The organism is Planotetraspora sp. GP83 (assembly GCF_041262585.1).
Classification (GTDB): domain Bacteria; phylum Actinomycetota; class Actinomycetes; order Streptosporangiales; family Streptosporangiaceae; genus JAOEGB01.
In genome coordinates, this window is the sequence record NZ_JBGCBZ010000023.1 from 77253 (window position 1) to 98110 (window position 20858).

At 68.4% G+C, this 20858-nt stretch carries 24 protein-coding genes and 1 tRNA gene; 13 read left to right on the forward strand and 12 right to left on the reverse strand.

Annotated features, from left to right (window positions below; translation table 11 throughout):
- Positions 1-130: 130 nt before the first annotated feature.
- Entirely contained in the window at positions 131-1336 is a 1206-nt protein-coding gene (locus tag ABH927_RS27490; RefSeq protein ID WP_370026220.1) for an acyltransferase family protein, read from the reverse strand.
- Between the two features lie 848 nt (positions 1337-2184).
- On the opposite strand from ABH927_RS27490, the gene ABH927_RS27495 reads away from it, so the two are divergent.
- The 3 genes from ABH927_RS27495 to ABH927_RS27505 are packed head-to-tail and all read left to right on the forward strand — an operon-like array spanning position 2185 to position 3449.
- Positions 2185-2415 (forward strand): hypothetical protein, encoded by a 231-nt coding sequence (locus tag ABH927_RS27495; protein ID WP_370026222.1) that lies wholly within the window; start codon positions 2185-2187, stop codon positions 2413-2415.
- On the forward strand, positions 2412-2954 hold the full coding sequence (locus ABH927_RS27500; RefSeq protein ID WP_370026223.1) for a hypothetical protein: 543 nt from the start codon (positions 2412-2414) through the stop codon (positions 2952-2954). Before ABH927_RS27495 ends, ABH927_RS27500 begins: the two co-directional genes overlap by 4 nt.
- A 48-nt stretch (positions 2955-3002) precedes the next feature.
- Entirely contained in the window at positions 3003-3449 is a 447-nt protein-coding gene (locus ABH927_RS27505) for a pyridoxamine 5'-phosphate oxidase (RefSeq protein ID WP_370026225.1), read from the forward strand.
- A gap of 43 nt (positions 3450-3492) precedes the next feature.
- On the opposite strand, the gene ABH927_RS27510 is transcribed toward ABH927_RS27505, so the two are convergent.
- From ABH927_RS27510 to ABH927_RS27520, 3 genes are all read right to left on the reverse strand, one after another.
- Positions 3493-3891, reverse strand: a complete 399-nt coding sequence (locus ABH927_RS27510; RefSeq protein ID WP_370026227.1) for a cupin domain-containing protein — start codon at positions 3889-3891, stop codon at positions 3493-3495.
- A gap of 133 nt (positions 3892-4024) precedes the next feature.
- A complete protein-coding gene (locus ABH927_RS27515) occupies positions 4025-4510 on the reverse strand; it encodes a flavodoxin domain-containing protein (protein WP_370026229.1) in 486 nt (161 codons plus the stop codon).
- A 55-nt stretch (positions 4511-4565) separates the two neighbouring features.
- On the reverse strand, positions 4566-5435 hold the full coding sequence (locus ABH927_RS27520; RefSeq protein WP_370026231.1) for a universal stress protein: 870 nt from the start codon (positions 5433-5435) through the stop codon (positions 4566-4568).
- A gap of 176 nt (positions 5436-5611) precedes the next feature.
- Here ABH927_RS27520 and ABH927_RS27525 point away from each other — a divergent pair, with 176 nt between their 5' ends.
- The gene (locus ABH927_RS27525; RefSeq protein ID WP_370026233.1) at positions 5612-6232 is read left to right on the forward strand and encodes an Hsp20/alpha crystallin family protein; all 621 of its coding nucleotides are present in this window, start codon (positions 5612-5614) and stop codon (positions 6230-6232) included.
- 211 nt (positions 6233-6443) lie between these two features.
- Here ABH927_RS27525 and ABH927_RS27530 read toward each other — a convergent pair whose 3' ends face one another.
- Positions 6444-7292 carry a universal stress protein gene (locus ABH927_RS27530; protein ID WP_370026235.1) on the reverse strand — a complete coding sequence of 283 codons (849 nt, stop codon included), beginning with the start codon at positions 7290-7292 and terminating at the stop codon, positions 6444-6446.
- A gap of 174 nt (positions 7293-7466) precedes the next feature.
- Between ABH927_RS27530 and ABH927_RS27535 the strand changes: the two genes are divergently transcribed.
- The gene (locus tag ABH927_RS27535) at positions 7467-7736 is read left to right on the forward strand and encodes a DUF1876 domain-containing protein (protein WP_370026236.1); all 270 of its coding nucleotides are present in this window, start codon (positions 7467-7469) and stop codon (positions 7734-7736) included.
- 218 nt (positions 7737-7954) lie between these two features.
- On the opposite strand, the gene ligD is transcribed toward ABH927_RS27535, so the two are convergent.
- The 3 genes from ligD to ABH927_RS27550 form a co-directional block, all read right to left on the reverse strand.
- Positions 7955-8923 carry a non-homologous end-joining DNA ligase gene (ligD, locus tag ABH927_RS27540; RefSeq protein ID WP_370026238.1) on the reverse strand — a complete coding sequence of 323 codons (969 nt, stop codon included), beginning with the start codon at positions 8921-8923 and terminating at the stop codon, positions 7955-7957.
- A gap of 9 nt (positions 8924-8932) precedes the next feature.
- Positions 8933-11296 (reverse strand): S8 family serine peptidase, encoded by a 2364-nt coding sequence (locus tag ABH927_RS27545; protein ID WP_370026240.1) that lies wholly within the window; start codon positions 11294-11296, stop codon positions 8933-8935.
- Between the two features lie 217 nt (positions 11297-11513).
- The gene (locus tag ABH927_RS27550; RefSeq protein WP_370026242.1) at positions 11514-11963 is read right to left on the reverse strand and encodes a hypothetical protein; all 450 of its coding nucleotides are present in this window, start codon (positions 11961-11963) and stop codon (positions 11514-11516) included.
- 58 nt (positions 11964-12021) lie between these two features.
- On the opposite strand from ABH927_RS27550, the gene ABH927_RS27555 reads away from it, so the two are divergent.
- The 5 genes from ABH927_RS27555 to ABH927_RS27575 all read left to right on the forward strand — a co-directional run bounded on the left by ABH927_RS27555 (position 12022) and on the right by ABH927_RS27575 (position 17493).
- The gene (locus ABH927_RS27555) at positions 12022-13014 is read left to right on the forward strand and encodes a hypothetical protein (RefSeq protein ID WP_370026244.1); all 993 of its coding nucleotides are present in this window, start codon (positions 12022-12024) and stop codon (positions 13012-13014) included.
- 292 nt (positions 13015-13306) lie between these two features.
- Positions 13307-14131, forward strand: a complete 825-nt coding sequence (locus ABH927_RS27560; RefSeq protein WP_370026246.1) for an MBL fold metallo-hydrolase — start codon at positions 13307-13309, stop codon at positions 14129-14131.
- 205 nt (positions 14132-14336) lie between these two features.
- Positions 14337-15431 carry a Dyp-type peroxidase gene (locus tag ABH927_RS27565; RefSeq protein WP_370026247.1) on the forward strand — a complete coding sequence of 365 codons (1095 nt, stop codon included), beginning with the start codon at positions 14337-14339 and terminating at the stop codon, positions 15429-15431.
- The gene (locus tag ABH927_RS27570) at positions 15428-16228 is read left to right on the forward strand and encodes a family 1 encapsulin nanocompartment shell protein (protein ID WP_370026249.1); all 801 of its coding nucleotides are present in this window, start codon (positions 15428-15430) and stop codon (positions 16226-16228) included. Before ABH927_RS27565 ends, ABH927_RS27570 begins: the two co-directional genes overlap by 4 nt.
- A gap of 956 nt (positions 16229-17184) precedes the next feature.
- Positions 17185-17493 (forward strand): hypothetical protein, encoded by a 309-nt coding sequence (locus ABH927_RS27575; protein ID WP_370026251.1) that lies wholly within the window; start codon positions 17185-17187, stop codon positions 17491-17493.
- Positions 17494-17696: 203 nt separating this feature from the next.
- Here the strand turns inward: ABH927_RS27575 and ABH927_RS27580 are convergent, their stop codons facing one another.
- A complete protein-coding gene (locus ABH927_RS27580) occupies positions 17697-17912 on the reverse strand; it encodes a hypothetical protein (protein WP_370026253.1) in 216 nt (71 codons plus the stop codon).
- 233 nt (positions 17913-18145) lie between these two features.
- On the opposite strand from ABH927_RS27580, the gene ABH927_RS27585 reads away from it, so the two are divergent.
- Entirely contained in the window at positions 18146-18274 is a 129-nt protein-coding gene (locus ABH927_RS27585; protein WP_370026255.1) for a hypothetical protein, read from the forward strand.
- A 263-nt stretch (positions 18275-18537) separates the two neighbouring features.
- Here the strand turns inward: ABH927_RS27585 and ABH927_RS27590 are convergent, their stop codons facing one another.
- Both ABH927_RS27590 and ABH927_RS27595 read right to left on the reverse strand, forming a co-directional pair.
- Positions 18538-18951 (reverse strand): type II toxin-antitoxin system VapC family toxin, encoded by a 414-nt coding sequence (locus ABH927_RS27590; RefSeq protein ID WP_370026256.1) that lies wholly within the window; start codon positions 18949-18951, stop codon positions 18538-18540.
- Between the two features lies 1 nt (position 18952).
- Complete coding sequence (locus ABH927_RS27595) at positions 18953-19156, reverse strand: hypothetical protein (RefSeq protein ID WP_370026258.1); 204 nt, start codon at positions 19154-19156, stop codon at positions 18953-18955.
- Between the two features lie 944 nt (positions 19157-20100).
- On the opposite strand from ABH927_RS27595, the gene ABH927_RS27600 reads away from it, so the two are divergent.
- Entirely contained in the window at positions 20101-20355 is a 255-nt protein-coding gene (locus ABH927_RS27600; RefSeq protein WP_370026260.1) for a hypothetical protein, read from the forward strand.
- Positions 20356-20573: 218 nt separating this feature from the next.
- Positions 20574-20702: a hypothetical protein gene (locus ABH927_RS27605; RefSeq protein ID WP_370026262.1), complete on the forward strand. Its 129-nt coding sequence runs from the start codon at positions 20574-20576 to the stop codon at positions 20700-20702.
- Positions 20703-20785: 83 nt separating this feature from the next.
- Here the strand turns inward: ABH927_RS27605 and ABH927_RS27610 are convergent.
- Positions 20786-20857 (reverse strand) — tRNA-Val (locus ABH927_RS27610).
- Between the last annotated feature and the right edge of the window lies 1 nt (position 20858).

Consider the following 20858-nt stretch of genomic DNA (forward strand, 5'->3'; position numbering starts at 1 on the left):
GATCGCCAAGCGCCTCGGCATCGGGTGCTCCACGCTGTACCGAGCCCTGGGAGCCGATAACCCCACCCCATCCACGTTTCGCTGTGACAAGGGAGAGCTCTGGACCCGCGGTTGGACAGCGGGGGAGACCCTACCGCCGAATACGTTTCGATGATGCAAGGCGCTTGCCCAGCCGTTGTGCCGGAGCTTCAACCAAACGCCATGTGAGCGCACTAAGCCCGAGTAGTAACCCCACCACGCAGGTTAGAGCGGTTAGTCGCAGGCTTAGGGGTACAGTCAGCGGCTGTTGCCAGAACCACTCGACGCTTTCCAATAGCAGCGGGTGCAGAAGATAAATGGAGTAGCTGACCAGACCCAGCCAGCGGAGCACCTGCGGCATCCTTCGGTGCCGCAGTGCCAGTCCGACGGCGAAGGTGATCCAAGCGGCGGCCATGGCCGTTTGAGAGCCGAAATCATCCCGTGCCAGCCAGATCCCAGCCAGCGGAATCAGAGCTACCCATCTCGCTTGCTTCCAGGAGATCTCGCGCCGCTCGGCCCGATACAGGGCCGTGCCGGCGAACATCGTGGCCATGATCAGCAAGCCCTGCCATGGGCCCGGATAGCTCTGGTTGACCGCCAGTAGCACCAGCACGGTGATCCCAATGACGATCGCGCCGGCTTGCCGGACCGGGTTTGAGCCTTTTAGCACGGCGGCCAGGCCCAGTGCCACCAGTGCGGTCACCACCAGGGTGACCGTCAGCATCCGGGGGGATCCGCCAGCCGATAACAATGTGACCGGCAGGGTGCCCGCGCCCAGCACCGCCACCGTAGCGAAGGCGAGTGCGCTCGTGGTGCTTCTTCGGTTGATGCCGAGGATGAACATCGCGGTAAGCAGAAGATAGAAGGCCATCTCATAAGACAGCGTCCACAGCACGTTGATCAGGTTCGGCATGTACAGCAGGTTCTGCAGCATGGTCAGGTGGCCAAGGACCAGGGGAACCGGCCGGGAGCTCCACCAGATGTGAGGGTCGACCCAGCCCAGCGTCATCAGCAGTACCATGCCGGCTACGCCCACTCCGAACAGCGGATATAGCCGGAAGAATCGAGAAACCCAAAAGGCCCGCAAGCTACCTCGCCGTTCAAGGGAGGCGGGGACGATGTATCCGCTGACCAAGAAGAACACCATCACCCCATACCAGCCGGGTTCGAAAGCAGCCTTGACAGGAAGTCGAGCCTCGGGCAATAGGGGCTTGAGTGAATGCTCAAAGACTACTGTCAAAGCGGCGATACCGCGCAGGGCGTCAAGCCATCCTAGGCGTTGCCGAATTTGCTGTGGTACTACCTGAGCTGTAAGCACCCGACTCATCCTAGCGATCAATGAACACCTGTGTGATTAACGCGGAATTGATAGCGGTCGAGAGCGCCCTGTGGTATGTGCCCCCTGCTGGGAGCGGCGCGTTCGCGAACACTGACCGGCGACCGTCAAGGACCGGAGTGGGCTCTCGCAGACGAGGGTGTTTTGCGGTTTCCCCCTGCGTGGACGCCATCATGAGATATCTGGAGTACCGATCTTGACTTGGCCGTTAGGTTCCGTTAAGCGGAAAGGTGACCATCCTGGCGCGATTCGTGATGTCCCCAGCTCGAAAGCGATAAGCAATTAGCGCCGCTGTAAATTTAGAAGGCTAAACGTGTGACAACGTTCACACTTTGCGGATCCATTCATGTCTCGTACTCGGGGGCCTTATGAAGACCTTTAAAGCCGTCCGCAATCTGGAAAATATGATCAACCACAAACCCGCCTGGACGGGCCTCGCCTCCCGCCTGCCGGACGCGGGCGGTTCCGTCGTGCAAGCCCCCCGGCCAACTTCGACGACTAACGCCTGCGATCCTCGGCCCCGGCAAGGCCCGCGCTCACCGCTCTGACCTGGTGAAGCTCCGGGCCGGATAGGACCTCGCTGACCGGGGGCCAGGAGCCCCACGGTCCTGGCCCGCCCCGCTGGATAGGGTTTCGTCACGCAATCCGTGACGAAACATGGAGGTGAGTGTGGCGCCCATCGGCTGGGATCTGATCGCGGCCGCGCTGCTACGCAGGATGCGACCGGACGTTCAGGCCGCGTCCTGGAGTCCCCCGAGTGGCAGGCGCTTGATCCCGAGGTGCGCGAGCGCCGACCCCGGCCCCCGAGCTCGACCACGCCCGGACGGTGCTTGCCACGCTCGCCGGGCTGGCCGGCTCCCCTGGACCCGATACGCCGCCGCCGCTGGTACACCGACGACGAACTCGCCGCCGTCCAGGTCGTCAAGAGCGGCGACGTGTACGGCTCCTACTGGGTCATCGCCGCTGGGGAGCTGCTCGGCACCGTCCGGCCGCACCTGCCCGCCCGGGGAACCCCGTTCCGTGACCCCGTCGTGAGCCGAAGTGGGACGTGCCGGTGGTGAGCGCGCGAGCCGCCGAGATCGCGGCGTGGCTCACGAGCCGTCCCGCTCACGCCGGGGACACCCGGATCCTCGCGATAGAGGGACGCTCGGGAGCCGGCAAATCGACCCTCGCCGCGGCCGTCGCCGCCGAGCTGCCCGCGCCGGTGATCCGGATGGACGATCTCTACGACGGTTGGGACGGCCTTCTTCCCGGAGTTAACGCCCTGCTGGAATGGGTGCTCCAGCCGCTCGCGCTGGGCAGGACGGCACGCTGGCGCCGCTACGACTGGGATCGGAGCCGGTACGCCGAATGGCACGAGCTGCCTCACACCGGCGCGCTCGTCATCGAGGGCGTCGGTTCCGGCGCTCGCCGGGCTTCACCGTACCTGAGCGGGCTTGTGTGGCTGGAAGCGGAAGGCGATGTGCGCAAGAAACGGGCGCTGGCGCGTGACGGCGATCTCTTCACGCCCCACTGGTCGCGCTGGGCGGCCCAGGAGGAGCGCTACTACGCCTCGGACGATGTCCGCTCACGCGCCGACCTCACCATCGTCACCGGCTGACCCAGCGGCCGTCGAACCATCTGAAGCTCTTCCCGATATGCTCGTCAGGTGACCGACCTCACGGACTTCGCCCGGCTGGTCCCTGGCGACCATGGCCTCTGCGTCGTCTCGACTTCACGGAGCGACGGAACCATCCGCTCCTCGGTGGTGAACGCGGGCGTGCTCGGCCATCCCACCACCGGGCAGCCGGTGGTCGGCTTCGTCGTACGGGGAACCGCCCGCAAGCTGGCGGACATGCGTGCCCGGCCGTACGCGACCGTCGTGGTGCGAAGCGGCTGGCAGTGGGCCGCCGCCGAAGGCCCGGTCGCCCTGTCCGGCCCCGGCGATCCGCCGCCTGGCGTCGACGCGGAGGGCCTCCGGCTTCTCCTCCGCGACATCTTCAAGGCGGCGGGCGGAACGCACGACGACTGGGACACATACGACCGGGTCATGGCCGAGGAACGCCGCACCGCCGTCCTCCTGACGCCGCGGCGCGTCTACTCCAACCCCGCCTGATTCACCGGACACGCGTTCCTGGCCGAAGTCTCCCCTTTGGTGACTATTCGAGGCTGGAGCGGTACTCCTCGTCCGACACGGGCCCGTGCCAGTGGGTCTTTCCGCTCGCCGTCACGGCGATGTGGACGAGGGTGTCGTCGGCGACGGCGCCGTGCCAGTGCTTCTCACCAGGCTGCACGTGGATCCAGTCCCCGGGGCCCACCTCGGTTCCCTTGCTTTCGCCCCATCGCGTGATGACGCCTCGTCCGGACAGCACGTAGAGCGCCTGCTCCCCGTCGTGGGTATGCCAGCCGGAGCGCGCCTCCGGGTCATAGGAGAAGCGCTGGGCCCGCAGGCCGTCCGGCTGAACCGCCTCGAGAGCGGAGGCCTCCCAGACACCGTCCGTGAACCTGTCCGGCCCTGGCCTGCTGACTTTGATCTCGTTCTCGCGCACGAACCTCATCGCGACCCTCCGCTACGACGAACCATCGGACTCGAACACCGTGGCGACACGATCCCCCGCCAGTCAACCCCTTCCCCATTGGCGAGTCGATAAGGCCCGGGCGCACACGCGGCGGCCGGGAGCCTTCGCACTCCTACCCGAGCTGGCCGGCGATGGACTTGGCCCAGGCCCGGACCTGCTCGGGGTTGCGGAAGTCGCCGGCCATCGTCCGTGCCATGGCGGAGGCGGGGAATCCTCGCGCGTCCGCCGCGAGGCGGCCTCCGAAGGTCATGTGGCCGATGGCGCCCAGACGGGCCATCCACTTGGCCGCCTTCCGCACCGGAGGGATGTCCTTCTCCTCGGCGGAACGGTCGAGGGGACCGCTGCTGAACATCCAGACCGACGACGACTGAAGCGTCTTCTCGTGGCGGCGGGCGAACCGCCGGGCGTCCCTGTGCCAGGAGCCCATGTAGACCGCGCCGCCGAGTATCACGGCGTCATAGCCGCGCGCGTCGACCGCCGCATGCGCCGGGAGCACGTCGGCCTGGTGGCCTTCCTCCCGTAACGCCGCGCCTATCCACTCGGCGATCTCCGCCGTCGAGCCTCTCTTCGAGCCGTACGCCACGAGCACTCGCGCCATGACACTCATCTCCTTCGGCAGGCTGGAGACCGGCTCCCGGAGCCCGCCAGACCGGTCATCGCTCTGTTTGGCCTGGCCGGACGATCGCGACGGGGCAGTGCGCCCGGTAGAGGACGCCGTGGCTGACCGAGCCGAGCAGCGCTCCGCCGAACCCGCCACGCCCCCTCGACCCCACGACGACCAGGTCGGCGGTCCGCGAGGCGTCCGCCAGGGCGGGGATCGGGTGCCCGCAGACGGCCGACTCGACCAGCGGGACGTCGGGATGCTTGTCGCGCCACGGAGCCAGCCGCTGCCCGGCCGCACTCGACTCCCGGTCGAAGATCTCCCCCATCTCCCGCGTGTAGCCGACGGCGAAGGGCGAGAACATGGGGATGTCCCAGGCGTACACAGCGCGCACGCGGGCCTGCCGCAGCCTGGCCTCCTCGAACGCGAAGTCCACGGCCGCCTCGGAATGGGGAGATCCGTCGAAGCCGACGACGACCTCGCCGTACACGGCCTGCTGGGTTCTCCGGACGACGACCAGGGGAGCGACCGCGTGCGTGGCGAGTCCCAGCCCGACGGATCCGAGGACCAGTCCGGCGAAGCCGCCCATGCCCCGGCTGCCGACGACCACGACGCCGGCCCGCGCGGACTCGGTCATGAGCCGTTCGATGACGGCTCCCGTGACGAGGCCCGTGGTCACGTCGAGGCCGGGCGCGTGCTGCCGGGCCCGGTCGGCGGCCAGGGCCAGGACGCCCTCGCAGTGCTCGGTCAGCGACTCGCCGAAGCCCTCGATGCCGTGGAAGGGGTACTCGTTGGCCCACGGCTCCCGCACGTGGACGATCCTGAGCCTGGCGCCTCTCCTGTGGGCGTCGTCGGCGGCCCAGTCGACTGCGGCCAGAGCGGGCCTGGATCCGTCTACGGCGGCCACAATGAGTCCGGCCATGATCGATCTCCTCCGGGTAGGTCTGCGAATTTCATGACATCCCGGCGGAGCGGGCCCGCACAGTGGCCGAACGGCCCTGACACAAGGGACCTCCGACTCCTGTGTCTCATCCCGTATGGCGATGTGATGGAGGCGTAGGTCAAGAGAAGACGGAGGTAGGGCTAATGAGCGTACCGATGCGGCGGGAATCGAGAGGGCTCGTTCCCGAACTCTTCGACTGGCTGGAGGCACCGCTGGCCGCGCTGCGGCCGGTGACAGGGCAGCCGATCCGGTTCGAGGACTACGTCAAGGAGGGCCGGTACGTCCTGCGTGCCGAGCTCCCCGGGATCGACCCCGAGAAGGACCTTGAGATCACTGTGGCCAACGGCGTTCTGACCATCCACGCCGAACGGCGTCACGAGGAGCGGCACGCGTATCGGACCGAGTTCCGGTACGGCGCGTTCACCCGCTCCATCCCGCTGCCGCCCAACGCGGACGAGCGGAACATCAAGGCCACCTATGACCAGGGAATTCTCGAAGTCGTGGTGCAGCTCACCGCCGAGGAAGAAGAGGGCCGGCGGATCCGCGTCGAGAGGCCCGGCGGCCAGGCGCAGCTTGGCGAGCAGCAGGTCCGGCAGCCTGGGGAGATGGCTGAGGAGACGGCCGAGTTCGCCGAGCGGCCGGCGGAGGAGACCGAGTTCGCCGGGGGTCCGGCAGAGGAGTCAGCGGAGCTCGGCGAGGAGCCGGCCGAGGCGTCCGCGGAGTATGGCGAACGGCCCGCCGACCAGTCCGGCAGCCAGCCGGGCATGTCGAGCTGAGCTCCCCCCTTCAAGACGGGCCCGTCCGGCCGGGGCGGGCCCGGCTTGGGCTCCGAGGCGGCCGACCACGCCGACCACGCCGACCACACGGACGAAGACGCGGACGCGGAACGTCACGATCAGGGATGTCAAGCCGTTCGGCGACGGCACTCCCTTCACGAGCCGGGCCTTTACGAGCCGGGACTGCGGGGTCAGGACCGCGCCAGGAGCGTCAGGAGCGGACGACGGCGACCGGGCAGTGGGCGTGGTGCAGGACGGCGCGGCTGACGGATCCGAGCACGACCGACCCCAGGGCGCCGCGGCCATGGGACCCGACCACGAGCAGGTCGGCCTTGCTGGACGCGTCGGTGAGCGCGTCGACCGGGTGCGCGAAGAGGACGTCCTCCGTCACCGGCACGTCGGGGTATTCGCTCCGCCATACGTCGATCTTCTGGGTGGCGGCCCGTTGCTGGGCCTCCCGGACCTCGTCCATGTCATAGGTGATCTCGGTCGCGAAGGCGTGCACGGGGAACTGCCACGCGAAGACCGCGCGAAGCGCGCCGCCGCGGAGCCTGGCCTGCTCGAACGCGTACGCCACGGCGGGCTCGCATTCCTCGGAGTCGTCGATGCCCACGACGACCTCCCCGTGCTTGTCCTCCCATCCGGGGCGTACGACCACGACCGGGCCGTGGGCCTGGCCGGCCACGTGCGTGCTGACCGAGCCGACCACGATTCCGGCGAAGCCCCCCAGCCCCCTGCTGCCAAGGACGACCTCGGTCGCCTCCTTGGCCTTGTCACGCAGGACCTTGGCCGGCAGGCCCTCGATGATCTCCGTACTGACCGTCACACCGGGCTGGCGCCTGCGCGCGGCCTCGTCGGCCTGGGCCAGCGCGCGTTCGGCGTGCGTGGCCAGCGGATCACCTTCGTACGACGGGAACTTCGCGATGCCGTACGCCCACCGGTCGACGACGGAGACGAAGCGCAACGGGCAACCCCGGCGGGCGGCGTCGTCCGCGGCCCACTCGGCGGCGGCCAGCGCGTTGGGCGAGCCGTCCGTGCCCGCGATGATCGGATCGGTCATGGCTTCCTCCTTTTTCTCCATGGGACCTTGCCTGGGGAAAGGCTCCCCAGGGCCGGAGGTCCCGAGCTCCACGGCCGAAAGACGGCTCTTACCTACGGCAGGCCGTACCAGGTCGAAAGTCCCTTCCAGCGGCCCGTTCGCCGGAGGGATGCTGGATGCCGGGAGGTGTTCGTCATGAAGACCAAACGATGGACCGTGGAGATCTTCCTCAACGAGGACGACAACGACGACCTCACCACCGCGACCGCCGTGCTGTACACGGGAGCGGGCAGGAGGCACGAGAGCGTCGGCCACGCCCGCCGGAACCCGTCTGACCGGCCGGTCCCGGAGATCGGCGACGAACTGGCGGCGGGGCGCGCGCTTTCCGATCTGTCGGCCAAGCTGATCGGCGACGGCGCGGAGGACGTCGCCCAGATGGCCGGACCGGCGTACGAAACGCACTGACCACGCACCGACCACTGGGCATTGGGGCCACTGGGCCACTGGGCCACGATCGACGGCGGATGGCCCCGGTCGTGACGCCGGGACCGGTCGTGAGGCGGCGGACAAGTCGGCAGGCCGGGGGTCGTGAGACTCGGCCGTGAGACTCCGAGTGCGGTCGCCGGCCGGATTCGGTTGACCGCTGGGCGAGGCCCGGGAGCCCGCGCACGAGTCACGGGGAGTCACTCCTCACGGGTGACCTCCTCCGGGTCCTTGTCCTCGCGGATTCCCCGCCACGAGGGATGGCGGAGCCGGTGCTCGCCGGTCCACTCGGCGTACTGGACCTCGCCCACGAGGACGGGCTCCACCCAGTGCGCGCCCCTGGCCTCCTCTCGCGGGGGCCCCTCGTCGTAGGGCGGCGTGTCCCGCTCCAGCGGCGCGAGCCGTTCGGCCAGGTCGCGGAGCGTCGCCTGGGTGAATCCCGTCCCGACACTCCCGGCGTAGCGGAAGCGGCCCTGGTCATATACGCCCACGAGCAGCGACCCGATCACGCCGCGGCGACGGCCCTCCCCCGGTTTCCAGCCGCCCACGACGACCTCCTGCGTGCGGAAGTTCTTGACCTTCACCCAGTCCGGAGAGCGCCTGCCGGGCCGGTACGGCGAGGTCAGCCGCTTGGCGACCACTCCCTCGAAGCCCAGCCGGCGCGACTCGGCGAGGGCGTGGGCGCCGCCGTCCCGGTAGTACGGCGGGACGTCCCAGTGCGCTCCCCTCTCCACGAGCTGCTCCAGGAGGCCGCGGCGAGCGGTGTACGGCATGGCGATCGAGGACGCCGCGTTCACGTGCAGCACGTCGAACAGCAGGAAGGTAACCGGCACCGTCGTCATCAACTGAGCGATCTTCACCTCGTGCCGCTGGTGCATCCGCGGCTGCAACGCCTCGAACGACGGCCTGCCCCGCTCGTCGAACGCCACGATCTCCCCGTCGAGCACGAGATCGTGGCCGCCCACGGCTCTGGCGAGCCCGAGCGTCTCCGGGTACGCCGCGGTGATGTCCTTGGCGTTCCTGGAGATCAGCCGGAGCCTGCCGCCCTCGATGTAGGCCAGCGCCCTGACGCCGTCCCACTTCATCTCGTGGGCGTACCACTCGTCGGGCTCCGGCATCGTCCCGGGCTGCGCCAGCATCGGCGAGTACACCGGCAGTCCGCTGCCCATGGCGGACCTTCAGTCGATCAGGTCGGTGCCCTGTTGGTCGGTGAAGAGTCCGGCGGCGCGCATCTCCTCGGCGAGCCAGGCGAGCGGGGCTCCTGGCGGCACACCGTTCCCGGCCACCATGCCGCTCGGCTGCACCACTCCGTTCGGCGGCACCATGCCAATGCCCTGCCCGGCGGCCACGCCGTACCCGGAGACCACGCCCTGCCCGGCAGCCACGCCGTAACCCGAGACCACGCCCTGTCCGGGAACCACGCCGTTCGCCATCATCACGCCGTCGCCCATCACCATGCCGTGCCCGGCCACCACCCCATTTCCCGGAATCATGCCGTCGGGGGGCGCCATGCCGTTCCCGATCAGCATGCCGTTCCCGGCTCCGGCCACGCCGCTCCAGGACACGGGCTCGATCCCCGGAAGGGGCCCGGGAAGGGGCCCGTTTCCCAGCACCGGCCCATTCCCTGAGGCAGGCCCGTGCCCGAAGACAGGGCCAGTCCCAGAGGCGTATCCGTGTCCGGAGACGTAACCGTGTCCGGAGACAGGGCGGTTCCCGGGAACGTATCCGTGTCCGTTGATCGGGCCGTTGCCCGAGGGCGGCCCTCCTCCAGCGGCGGCCTGTCCCTGCGCCGGATGCGCGGCCGGAACGATCAGCCCGGCCCAGAGCATCTCGACGGTGAGCCGGTCGAGCAGAGGCCGCACCTCGCCGGCTTGCGGCGCGACGTGCGCGAGCGCCGGCCCGAGGGCGACCACCGCGTTCGGCAGGCCTGCTCCCGTGCGGTGCGGGTCACCCAGGTCCAGAGCGATGCAGCTCGACTTGATGATCTGGAACAGGCGGTCCACCCGGCGGGCGTCGCGCGCGCTGTAGCCGTTGCTGAAGTCGCCCCTGAAGTCGCCCCTGAAGTCGGCATGGTGCGCCAGCACGAGGGCCGCCAGGCCGGAGACGTGAGGCGCGGCCATGGACGTGCCGTCCAACGCGGCATAGGAGTCCGGCGGAACGGCGGACAACACGGCCACGCCGGGCGCGCAGACGTCGACCTCGGGCCCATGACAGCTGAACCGGGCCGAGAAGTATCCCTCGACGGTCCATTGCCCGAGGATCTCCGCGGCATGGGACGAGCCGACCGGAAACGCGTCGGCCCTGCCGATGGCCGCCACGGTGAGAACGCTCGGCAGGTTGCCGGGGAAGCCGACCGGACCGCCGTCGTTGCCCGCGGCGACGACGCACGCCACGCCCGCGTTGCGGGCCTGGTCGATCTTGGCGGCGACGAGCTGGGAGGGATGCCTGCTTCCCAGGCTCAGGTTCACGATGTCGATCCCCTGCTCGATGCAGTAATCGAGCGCCTCGATGAGATCGCTGAACCGGCCTCCAGGGAAGATCTTGCAGGCGTGGACCTCCGCCTCGACGGCGAAACCGACGATGCCCCGGCCGTTGTCCGCTCCGCTGATGATCCCGGCGCAGGGCGAGCCGTGGGAGGCCGCGTCCACCGTCCAGCCGTCAGGCTCGCGCCCCACCAGATCGACTCCGGCCGTCACCCGGTCGAGCAGATCGGGATGGTCCGTGGCCGTTCCCGAGTCGACGATGGCGATCTTGACTCCGGCGCCGCGGAATGTCGGGGGCAGCCGGTCGAGGCTCATCGCCTGCTGCCCCCAGCCGAACACCTGCCGGCCGGGAAACCCCTCGAACGTGTCCGACAGCTTCGTCAGCTCGATCAGGTTGTCCCTGGTCGTCGACAGGGCCGGCCGGTGGAGCCGGCGGCTCCAGTAGCCCGAGCGCGGTTTGACCACGACACCGGCGATGGAGTCCGGCGTCTCCCCCACCATCGTGATCGTCGCGCGGCCGTCGGCTCCCGTCACGGCCTGCGCCGGCCAGCCGTACCCGGTGACGAACACGGTCGCCGCCGGAACGGGCTTACCCTCGGCATCCCGGACCAGGAAGGTGAAGGTGCTCTCGAGTCCCGCGGGAAGAACGGCCGCCGCGGCCCGCCGCTTCCGGGGCGGCATGGGCACCTCGGTGCAGGTGAGCAGCCGATCACGTTCGATGTGCACCTGGGGCAGCCGTCGCCGCAGGTCGAGCGCGTGCTGGGCGGTCATGTCCACGACCACGACGGCGGGATACCCGTTCCCCGCCCGCGCCGGAATGAGGCGGTGCACGCGCACTTCGGGGTCGTCCTCCAGCAGCTTGTGCACGGCGCCCCCGTCGAGAGCCGGCCCACCCACACCGATGGCCGCGAGGTACGGCTCGGGCAGCGCCGCGACCATGTAGCGCCGAGGACGGGGCTCCACGACCTGCGGCCCCTGCCGCGGCGTCTGCCTCGCCCGGTTCGGGGCGGGCGTGCGGGGCTCCTCGGTTTCGTTCCTGGGCTTCTCGTTGCTGGTCACTACCGTCTCGACTCTCCCCAGCTCACGCTGGTCTCGCTGGCCGTGCCCGCAGGCTCGACGAGGAATCAGGCTCAATCGTCACTGGCGGCCCACAGCATCACCGGCGAGCGGCGGCAAGGGAGCGAGGGCCGAGCCGTCTTCCACTTCCGATCAGTTCCGATCAGTACGGCAGGGGCCCGGACCGGCCATCGACCGGTCCGGGCGCTCTGTGAGCGAGTCACAGTGGCGGGCTGCCGGGCCGCACGGCGGTGACGGCGCCGTTGCCGTCACCGCCGGCGCCCGTCCTGGCGTCGCCGCTCGTGCTGTCGCCGCCGCAGGCGCCGTCGACGATGCTCAAGACGGACTGGATCTGGGCCATGCACGCCTCGTGCCGGCCTATCCGGTACATCTGCACCGCCTGGACGAGCAGTGGGATGACCCCGGCGATCTGCGGCGCCTGCGGGAGCGACGCCTGCAGCCAGCCGTACAGCTGTTGCAGGGTCACCGCGCACTGCGCCTGCAGCGGGCCGAGCGGCCCGGGCTGCTCAGGGACCGGCCCCATTGCCGATCCCATCGCCGCTCCGATCGCCGGGCCGCCCGCCAGGCCAACCGCCGGACCCACCATCAGGCCGACCGCGTGGCCGGCCGCCGGACTCGTCACCGGTCCCATGGCGGGATTCGCTTCCACGCCGGCTCCGTCCGCTATGGCACCGGGTCCCGGTGGCCGCTCACCCGTCGGGTCCACCATGTGCCTCCGCTCAGAGCCCGGCACCGGCCGGCACCGGAGCCTGCTGATAGGCAGCCTGCTGATAAGGGGCCTGCTGGTGGGTCTGGCCGACCTGCTGGTGGGTCATCTGACCCTGGACGGCCGAGAACGGCTGCTGGCCGTGCTGCTGGCCGACCTGTCCGAGCTGGCCGAGCTGACCCAGGTGGTTGAGCTGCGGGCCGTACATCTGGCCGAGCTGGCCGTGCTGCTGGCCGACCTGACCGACCTGGCCAAGCTGGCCGGGGTAGGGCTGGGCAACCTGTGGGCCGTACATCTGGCCGACTTGCCCAAGGTGGCCGAGCTGACCGAGCTGACCGAGCTGGCCGAGCTGGCCGACCTGCTGGCCGTACTGCTGGCCGAGGTGGTTGAGCTGCCCGAGCTGGGCGCCGTGGGCCAGGTGATTGGGCTGCGGGCCATACTGCTGACCGAGCTGGCCGCCGTACTGCGGGATCTGCTGGGCGACCTGCTGCTGGATCTGGTGGACGTACTGGACGTTCTCCAAGATCTGGCGGGCGGCCGCAGCGCCGTACCGGACGCCAAGGCGGGCGATCTTGGCCCAGAACGTCAGCGGGCTCACCAGGTGCTCCTGCGGGAGGATCTGCTCCTCCTGCTGAACGTCGTTCACCGCAGTCGGGAACGCCGGCTGCGCGCCCATCGCCTGCTGACCCACCAACTGCGGAACCTGGATGCCCAACTGCTGCGCGAGGTGCTGCGGCAGCTGCATGGCGTACTGCTGAGCCTGCTGGAGCTGAAGCTGGTGCTGGAACTGGACGTTCTCCAGGATCTGGCGAGCGACCGCAGCGCCGTACCGGACGCCAACGCGGGCGACCTTGTTCCAGAAGCTCAGCGGGCTGAGCAGGTGCTCCTGCGGGAGGATCTGCTCCTCCTGCTGGATCGCCTGCCCGAACGGCGACACCTGGTGCTGACCCGGCACCTGGGAAATCTGCTGACCGGGCTGCTGCTGGCCGTATGACTGAGCGAACGGCTGGGCGTAGAGCGGGGGTTGGAGGGGCTGATGCTGGGGTGAGAACTGCTGGTGAGCGGCGTATCCGAGGGGGGCGGGCATGTAGGTGGGTTGCATGGCTGTGAACGTCATTGTCACTCCTTCGAGCCGGGGTAGGGTCTGGCTCAGTCGCCCTTGTGATTACATAGCGTGACAAGTCAGGCACACAATGCCATGGACGTAATGGTCTCCCCAAGCCGTTCTTGGTCAACTTGATAGGTTGTTGACGATCACCGGAAAACCACGTCAGGGGGAAAGACGCATGAACGACCTGCCCATCTGCGTGACATGCGGGGTCCAGTACGGCGCAAGCCGCGACAACTGCCCGATATGCGAGGATGAGCGGCAGTACGTCGGCTGGGACGGTCAGCGCTGGACGACCCTCAACGAGCTGCGCGAGGCCGGCCACCGAGCCAGGATCGAGGACGAGGGACCGGGAGTCGTCGGCGTCGGCACGGAGCCTCCGACCGCCATCGGCCAGCGGGCGCTGCTGGTGCGCACGCCGTCGGGCAACGTGCTGTGGGACATGGTCACCCACCTCGACGACGAATTGATCCGGCAGGTCAGGGAGCTCGGCGGGATCCAGGCCATCGCGATCAGCCACCCCCACTTCTACGGCAGCATGGTCGACTGGGCGCACGCGTTCGACGCGCCGATCTACATCCACGCCGCCGACCGGCAATGGGTGGCGCGGCATGACGATTCGGTCGTGTTCTGGGAGGGCGACACCCGGGAGATCGCCGACGGTCTCACCCTCATCAACGCCGGGGTGCACTTCGCGGGCGGACAGGTGATGCACTGGCGCGACGGCCGGGAAGGCGCCCTGTTCTCGGGGGATATCTTCCAGGTCGTGAAGGACCGCCGCTGGGTCGGTTTCATGTACAGCTATCCGAATCTCATTCCCGAGCGCCCGAGGACCATCCGGCGCGCCCTCTCGCTGCTGGAGCCGTACGCCTTCGGCCGTGTTTACGGAGCGTGGTGGCAGCACATCGTGGACACCGACGGCGCCGAAGCGGTCCGCCGCTCCGCCGACCGCTACCTGAGCTTCGCCCTGGACGACGCCAAGCCCGACCATCCGGCTGGGTGACGCCACCAGATCTCCATGAACGCCGCCAGACCAGACCTTCTCCGTAAGGGGCTCCGTACCGGATCAAAAGCCCAAACCCTGGTGACGATAGGGTCGGCGATGCAGCACCGTCGGCATCTCACACGGCATCTCACACGGCATCTCACACGGCATCTCACACGGCATCTCACACGGCATCTCACACGGCATCTCACAGGGGGATCTCATGAGCCTGCCCAACGTCGGCGCGCCGCCCGACCAGGCTCTGCAGGCCGTCGTCGCGCCGCTCAGCCGCAACGCGATCTTCATCATCGTGACCGTGAACCCCGGCGAGGACAGCCGCGCGACCGTGCGTGACCTGTGCGCCGACCTTCCCGGGCTCGTCCGGTCGGTGTCCTTCCGCGACATCGAAGCGCGGCTGTCGTGCGTCGTCGGCTTCGGGGCCGACGCCTGGGACCGGCTGTTCGCGCTCCCCCGCCCGGCCGAATTGCACCCGTTCCGGGAGATCCACGGCGTCCACCAAGCCCCGTCCACCCCCGGCGACCTGCTCTTCCACCTGCGCGCCAAGCGGATGGACCTCTGCTTCGAGCTCGCCTCCCAGCTCCTGAACCGGATCTCCGGCGCCGTGTCAGGCGTCGACGAGGTCCACGGCTTCCGCTACTTCGACGACCGCGACCTGCTCGGCTTCGTGGACGGTACGGAGAACCCGACCGGGGCGGACATCCCCGAGGCCGTGCTGATCGGAGGGGAAGATCCGGCGTTCGCGGGAAGCAGCTATGTCATCGTGCAGAAATACCTGCACGACATGACCGCGTGGAACTCCCTTTCCACGGAGGCGCAGGAGCACGTCATCGGACGGACCAAGCTGACCAACATCGAGCTGGACGACACGGTGAAGCCGACCTGGGCGCACAGCGCGCTCACGACGATCACCGAGGACGGCCGCGAGATGCGGATCCTCCGCGACAACATGCCTTTCGGCAACGTCACCCAGGGCGAGTTCGGCACCTACTTCATCGGCTACGCGAAGTCGCCGGCCACGATCGAGAAGATGCTCGACAACATGTTCGTCGGCCGGCCTCCGGGCAACTACGACCGGATCCTCGACTTCTCCCGGCCGGTCACCGGATCGCTGTTCTTCGTGCCCTCCGTCCCGCTGCTGGAGAGCCTCGCCGAGGGCATCTCAGAGGGCATCTCAGAGGGCACGGCCGAGGAGGGTGCGCCCGCGACGGCGGGGCTCGCCGGGAACACCACAAGCACCACTGCGGCGAACGACGGCTCGCTGGGTGTCGGAACTTTGAAGGGAGTCCCGCAGACATGAACAACCTGCACCGCGAACTGGCGCCGGTCTCGGACGCCGCCTGGGCCCAGATCGAGGAGGAGGCGAGCCGCACCTTCAAGCGTCATCTCGCCGGGCGGCGGGTGGTCGACGTCCTCGGCCCCTCGGGCCCGTCCCTGGCCGCCGTCGGGACCGGCCACCTGCGCCCGATCGACGCCCCCGCCGACGGCATCATCGCCCGGCAGCGTGACGCGGCCCACGTCGTCGAGCTGCGCCGCCCGTTCTCCTTGAGCCGCGACGCGATCGACGACGTCGAGCGCGGATCGGGCGACTCCGACTGGCAGCCGGTCAAGGACGCCGCCCGCGCGATGGCCCTCGCCGAGGACCAGGCCATCTTCGAGGGCTATCTCTCCGGCGGCATCGTCGGCATCAGGCAGAGCAGCGGCGACGAGGCCCTGTCCCTGCCCAGCGACATCACGAAGTACCCGGACGCCATCGCCCAGGCCGTCAGCCGGCTCCGGATGGCCGGCGTGGACGGTCCGTACAGCGTGCTGCTGAGCGCCGACGCGTACACCGGGGTCAGCGAGACGAGCGACCACGGCTACCCGGTGCTGGAGCACATCCGGCGGATCGTCAGCGGCGACATCATCTGGGCTCCGGCGATCAGCGGCGCCATCGTGCTGACCACCCGGGGCGGCGACTTCGCGCTCCACCTCGGGCAGGACATCTCCATCGGCTACGACAGCCACACCGAGACGGTCGTGCGGCTCTACCTGCAGGAAAGCTTCACCTTCCTGCCTCTCACAAGCGAGGCCGCCGTGGCGCTCCTCCCCCTCTGAGCGGCCTCTGAACGGAACGCGGGCCCGCGAGCCCTGATCGCGGCCCCGCATGGCGACATTCCGTCCGCTTTCAGCGCCCAACACAGTCGATCGACTGATCCCCGCCGACGCGTTCATGCCTATGGTCGGGTCATGACCTCGCCTGGATGGAGGAGCGATGAGGGATCTCGCACACAACCCCGCCCTGGACCGCGCTGCCGTACCGATGGTCATTCCCCTGGGCGCGCCGGAATCGCTTGACGCCGAGTTCGTCGGTGACGGCGCGGCGCTGCTGTCCAGGGCTCTGCGGCTGGGGCTTCCGGTGGCGTACGGCTTCGTGGTCCCGGCGGCGGCGATCAACGCGGAGGATTCCGGTATGCTCCCGGCGCTACGGCAGGCCTGGGCGCGGACCAAGGGGCCTGTGCGCATCGCCCTGTCGGTGAGCAGCCCATCCGGTGACGGCTTCGGCGCGGGCCCCCACTTCCACGACGGCAGCACCTGGAACGGCCTGCTCGACGGGCTGTGCGACGTTTTGCTGCACAACAACCTCGAGAACCCCTACACCCGGTGGCGGCCGTGGAGCATCGTGGTCCAGCGTGTGCCGGCCGTACACCGCTCGGTGCTGGCGATGAGCGGCCACCCGCTCAGGCGCCAACGCGGCACGAGCATCTGGACGAGCGTCCCGGAGACGGAGGACCCGGCCGAGGGTCTGGGCTGGATGGGGCGCAGGCGGCTCCGCGTGCTCGCGCGCCCGACGGCCCCGCACGCTGGGCCATCCGGTCGACATCGAGGTGGTGTACGACGCCCAGGGCATCGGAAGGATCGTCGACTGCCGCTCTTACGGCACCGCCCCCTGGGAGTAGTGCGGGAGTGGCGCAGGAGATCGCCGGGACCTGGGCGCCGGACTGATCCCCGACCGGCCGGGCCCGGCGACCGGCTCGCGCGCGCTGCTGAGCCCGCTCGGGCTGGCGTGGCGGTTGAACCGCGGCTCGACGCTCGGCTGGGTGATCGGCGGCGCGGCGTTCGGAGTGGGCGTCGGCTCGCTCGGCGACGCGGTGAACGACGCCATGAGCGGCAACACGGGCGCCACCCAGCTGATCGGCCAGCTCGCCGGCACGGCCGCCCCCAACCTGGTGGACGTGTACTTCGCGGCGATGGTGAACGTGTTCGGCGCGCTTGCGGCGGGCTTCGCCGTACAGGCGCGTGCTGCGGCTGCGCTCCGAGGAGGCCGGCGGGCGGGGCGGAGGCCGTGCTGGCCACGGCGGTGGGCCGGGTCCGGTGGGTAGTTTCGCACATGGCCTGCGCGGCCGGCGGCGCGACCTGGCCCCCTGACCTCGCCAGGCGTGACCGGCTCGCCGCGGGCAGCCTCACCTTCCGCGGGGCGATGTAAGAATCTGGCGGCGGGACGGATCCGGCTGGCACCGGAAGACCTGGCCGCGCTCGAAGCTTGAGCATCCGAAGTGGCGCTCTGCTGTCGACCGTCTTGGCTCTACCGCAGCCACTCAAGGACGAAGCCTTGCTCGCCATCGTCCTGGAGCCGAGGCCTCCGCCGGAGGCGGAAGAACCGACGCGTCAGGGCGTACAGGACGACGAGGAGCGCGCCGGTGACGCCGACGCTGAAGACGACCACGCCAACGCCAACGGCTAGAGGCCAGATGACCTCGTAGGCGAGGCCGAAGAGGATGGCCAAGTTATTGAAGGACAAGGCGCCTCCTCATCACGCAAGCGATACGGCGAGGGTACAGCGCTGGGGCGCGCGCGGCGTGCACCGGCGCCAATCCCCGGGTGCAGGCTTGCTGCTGGGCCATTCACGGTTTTGCACGACGCCGGCGATGACCGTGGTCACGACCTTGTGAACGGCTCCAGACTCCGGCGGGGTGCCTTTCCGGTCGGCGAACAGCAGATGCCCGGGCGATCCTTCGCGATCTCATGGAGCGGATGGGACACGACTCCGTACACGCCCCTCTGATCTATCAGCACAGCACCGCCGAGGCCGGCCGCAAGATTGCCAATGCCATGAACGGCAAGATCACACGGGTGATTCCGCGCGAGGCGAGTGGTCACTGACCAAGATCGTCCACGTCGGCTAATGGCACGTTAATGGCACGAGACCCGTTTTCCCAGGTGGGAGACGGGGCTCTCTTTGGCTGGTGGGCGGTACTGGGTTCGAACCAGTGACCCCTCGCTTGTAAGTCAACCCAGGAAGGGGCAGGACCAGCACCGGCACCCGCCCTGACCTGGGCATACAGTCCGGGGTCGTCCACTGCTGTCCGGGCTCGTCCACGGCGATTGTCACCCAGATAGTCACTCAGTACGGGCAGTGCCTGCGATCAGCCGGGCAGCAGAGTGAAGGCCTCGACGTGGCGCGGGCGCACGACTCGGAAGTGCCGGTGGTCGACGGTCGCGACCTCCCTCAACCGCAGACGCTCGGCGATCGCGATGACGGCGGCGTCCACCAGTCCGAGAGGGAGATCGACGTACCTCTCGACGAGTTCCGCCATGCGAGGGAGGTCTTCGTCCTCCAGCTCGGCTACGTGAAACCCACTGCCACCGAACGACTTCAGGAACGTGACTTCCGCGTGTGGGCCGACACGCGACTCCAGAAGATAGCCGACCTCGCCCATCACCGGGGACGGCACGAGCAACGGTCCCTCCGCCTGGCGGAGCAGCTTGAGACATGCCTGGTGGTGCTTGTCCTTGGCATTGCCCGCAGCGAGAAGGACGCCGGTGTCGCACAGGAGCACGTCAGCGGCCCATCTCGGAGCGCAGGATCTCCTCATGGCGTTCAGCGAGGTCCGGCTCAGCCTCAAACGACGCAAAGAAGGGAAGATCACGCTCCACCGGGACGGGCTCGTCCAGCCGCCCGCGGATCAACTCCAGAGCGGGCCGTAGCTCCGACTCCGGCAACTGGTCCACGAGATAGTGCAGTTCCTCGCGCATGGCGCTCATGCCCCTAGTTTAGGTCCGAGGCACGGCCATCAACGGGTGTACCGCGCAGTGCAGACCTGCACGCTTCTCCCCTGCCTGATCTTCCCCGGCTCCCAATCCCCGTGTCCCCACAACGTCGGACACGCAACCACGCAGTTCACCATAGGTGAACTCTCGGTTATCCCTCCTGACGGGACCATCCGTTGTGGATCACCATTCGTCCACGATCGTTAACTCTGATCACGCCGGAGCCCGAGATGCCCCTACCCAGCGATACGCCCGAGACATCATCAAGGGAATTATAGGTAGGCGGCGCACGCTCACGGGCGAAATGCACGACCTCGCAGATTTCGTGCGGCTCGAATACTGAGTTGTGGCACCGCTCGTGTCACTTCTGTTTTGCAGGCATCGTAAAGTGACACGAAATCCCACTTCCGTGCTGTTGTGCCCGGTCATAGCGTTACAGCATGCATTCGGCCATGACGGGATTCCGTCCCATAAGCGCAAGAAGAAAAACGCCCACAACGCCAACACGAGCCGCTGAACAATTGAGCGATGAATTGGCGGCTCTCGGCATACGGACTGATATCCACGAGGGACATGGCCTCGCGCTGCTATCCGTCTGGGTCGAACTGGTCGTCTGGACAGACGGCCGATGCTACCGCCGGTGGTCCGGGCGTAAATCCCCACGGACTCAACGATGGGTCTACGCGTTCGGTCCAGTCGACGACCCAGGGACCACCGCGCGCCGGATCGCTCTCCGTTACAAGGACCTCCGCCAGAATCACCCGCTGTCCGTCCTGCTGACAGCCAGGAATGGTTCCCTCGCGAATTGCGGCACAGCTTCGTCTCTCGCTGCTGTCCGACTCGGGCGTCCCGATCGAGGATACCTCCCGCCTCGTCGGCCACCGGGAACACCGCCGAAAGGCTTGCTCTTGGGAGATAGCGAGATGACAATCCCCTGCATGGTGATCAGGGTTGTCCTCATGGTGGTTAGCGTTCAACAGCTCGTGTTGGGCGTTGGACTGTTCCTGTTGTGGAGTGTGAAGGACGGAACGGGAATTGTGACGCTTCCCGACCCGACGCTTCAGACTGCTTCGACGGTGGTCGGGGCGGGGTGGGTTCTCGGGTCGCTTGGAATGGCGCTCGGCTATATCGGGGTCTTGACGAAGGACGGGAGCGGAGCGGCTGGGACCACTCGTCCGAGCGACCGAGTGTGAGGGCGGCGTGGCGCTTCAGTCGGCTTGGGGCGTTGAGTAGGGCGTGGTGGCGCACGGCGGGGCGGCATCCTGCGGCGGAGCAACTTCCGCCGGGCTCCCAAGTGGGACGAGAACACCAAGAAGATCGGCTTCCCCGGCCTGGACTTTCATGTCTGAGGCACACCGGGAACACGATCGCAGCCAACTCGGGCGCGACCCTTCGCGATCTCATGGAGCGGATGGGACACGACTCCGTGCGCGCCGCACTGATCTATCAGCACAGCACCGCCGAGGCCGGCCGCAAGATTGCCAATGCCATGAACGGCAAGATCACACGGGTGATTCCGCGCGAGGCGAGTGGTCACTGACCAAGATCGTCCACGTCGGCTAATGGCACGTTAATGACACGAGCCCCGTTTTCCCAGGTGGGAGACGGGGCTCTTTTCGCAGGTGGGCGGTACTGGGTTCGAACCAGTGACCCCTCGCTTGTAAGGCGAGTGCTCTACCGCTGAGCTAACCGCCCG

What these genes read in the sequence shown, in the direction of transcription:
- ABH927_RS27510 (WP_370026227.1), bottom strand. Translation starts at nt 3,891, where the DNA reads ATGAGGTTCGTGCGCGAGAACGAGATCAAAGTCAGCAGGCCAGGGCCG.
- ABH927_RS27515 (WP_370026229.1), bottom strand. Translation starts at nt 4,510, where the DNA reads ATGGCGCGAGTGCTCGTGGCGTACGGCTCGAAGAGAGGCTCGACGGCG.
- ABH927_RS27520 (WP_370026231.1), bottom strand. Translation starts at nt 5,435, where the DNA reads ATGGCCGGACTCATTGTGGCCGCCGTAGACGGATCCAGGCCCGCTCTG.
- ABH927_RS27525 (WP_370026233.1), top strand. Translation starts at nt 5,612, where the DNA reads ATGCGGCGGGAATCGAGAGGGCTCGTTCCCGAACTCTTCGACTGGCTG.
- ABH927_RS27530 (WP_370026235.1), bottom strand. Translation starts at nt 7,292, where the DNA reads ATGACCGATCCGATCATCGCGGGCACGGACGGCTCGCCCAACGCGCTG.
- ABH927_RS27535 (WP_370026236.1), top strand. Translation starts at nt 7,467, where the DNA reads ATGAAGACCAAACGATGGACCGTGGAGATCTTCCTCAACGAGGACGAC.
- ligD (WP_370026238.1), bottom strand. Translation starts at nt 8,923, where the DNA reads ATGGGCAGCGGACTGCCGGTGTACTCGCCGATGCTGGCGCAGCCCGGG.
- ABH927_RS27555 (WP_370026244.1), top strand. Translation starts at nt 12,022, where the DNA reads ATGTGCCTCCGCTCAGAGCCCGGCACCGGCCGGCACCGGAGCCTGCTG.
- ABH927_RS27560 (WP_370026246.1), top strand. Translation starts at nt 13,307, where the DNA reads ATGAACGACCTGCCCATCTGCGTGACATGCGGGGTCCAGTACGGCGCA.
- ABH927_RS27565 (WP_370026247.1), top strand. Translation starts at nt 14,337, where the DNA reads ATGAGCCTGCCCAACGTCGGCGCGCCGCCCGACCAGGCTCTGCAGGCC.
- ABH927_RS27570 (WP_370026249.1), top strand. Translation starts at nt 15,428, where the DNA reads ATGAACAACCTGCACCGCGAACTGGCGCCGGTCTCGGACGCCGCCTGG.
- ABH927_RS27585 (WP_370026255.1), top strand. Translation starts at nt 18,146, where the DNA reads ATGGGACACGACTCCGTACACGCCCCTCTGATCTATCAGCACAGCACC.
- ABH927_RS27595 (WP_370026258.1), bottom strand. Translation starts at nt 19,156, where the DNA reads ATGAGCGCCATGCGCGAGGAACTGCACTATCTCGTGGACCAGTTGCCG.
- ABH927_RS27600 (WP_370026260.1), top strand. Translation starts at nt 20,101, where the DNA reads ATGGTGATCAGGGTTGTCCTCATGGTGGTTAGCGTTCAACAGCTCGTG.
- ABH927_RS27605 (WP_370026262.1), top strand. Translation starts at nt 20,574, where the DNA reads ATGGGACACGACTCCGTGCGCGCCGCACTGATCTATCAGCACAGCACC.